Source organism: Burkholderia sp. SIMBA_051, from assembly GCF_046534915.1.
Taxonomy (GTDB): Bacteria; Pseudomonadota; Gammaproteobacteria; order Burkholderiales; family Burkholderiaceae; genus Burkholderia; species Burkholderia ambifaria.
In genome coordinates this window covers 1-286 of the sequence record NZ_JAWRXS010000175.1, presented here as the reverse complement: position 1 = coordinate 286, position 286 = coordinate 1, and the positions used below count along the sequence as shown (strand labels likewise).

1 pseudogene is annotated in these 286 nt (G+C 59.1%); it reads left to right on the top strand.

Features of this window, described 5'->3' with window-relative positions:
* A pseudogene (locus tag SB771_RS34070) lies at positions 1–259 on the top strand (acetyl-CoA C-acyltransferase); the annotation flags it as partial.
* Positions 260–286: the final 27 nt, after the last annotated feature.

The following is a 286-nucleotide window of genomic DNA, read 5'->3' as shown; positions in this document are numbered from 1 at the left end:
GCAGATGGACCTGGTGGAGTTGAATGAGGCGTTCGCCTGCCAGGTGCTGGCGGTTCTGAAGGGGTGGCAATGGCATGACACCGAACGGCTGAACGTGAATGGCTCGGGCATCTCACTGGGCCACCCCATTGGTGCTACGGGCGTGCGCATGTTGACCACATTGCTGCATGAGCTGCAGCGACGCCAAGGACGCTACGGTCTGGAAACCATGTGCATCGGCGGCGGCCAAGGGTTGGCTGCAATCTTCGAACGCTACTAGCTGTAACGTGGGAACAGGAAATTACAC